1 protein-coding gene is annotated in these 310 nt (G+C 52.3%); it reads left to right on the top strand.

Annotated features, from left to right (window positions below; translation table 11 throughout):
* A partial coding sequence (locus HMPREF2935_RS07795) for a DDE-type integrase/transposase/recombinase (protein ID WP_141756039.1) occupies window positions 1–310 on the top strand: 310 nt, incomplete at both ends.

The following is a 310-nucleotide window of genomic DNA, read 5'->3' as shown; positions in this document are numbered from 1 at the left end:
ATCGCTGCAAGCCTCAACAGTGATACGGATTTCGACCCGATAAATCACAAGAAGGTCGCACGCATCATGAAATCCATGGGACTTAAAGGCTTTACCAAGCGCCGCCGATGTGTCACTACCAGGCGTAAGCCTGGCCACCGTGTCATGCCGGACTTAGTAGGCCGTAAATTCACAGCCAACGAGCCGAACCGCGTCTATGTTGGCGACATTACCTACCTGCCCTGTAAGGGTGGCAAGAACATGTATTTGGCCACAGTCATTGACACGTATTCACGGAAACTTGCAGGTTATGCGCTCGCAGACCACATGC

The sequence above is a fragment of the Corynebacterium sp. HMSC076D02 genome (genome assembly GCF_001813815.1).
Taxonomy (GTDB): domain Bacteria; phylum Actinomycetota; class Actinomycetes; order Mycobacteriales; family Mycobacteriaceae; genus Corynebacterium; species Corynebacterium simulans.
The sequence above is the reverse complement of the archived record's forward strand: the minus strand, read 5'-3'. Positions and strand labels throughout refer to the sequence as shown.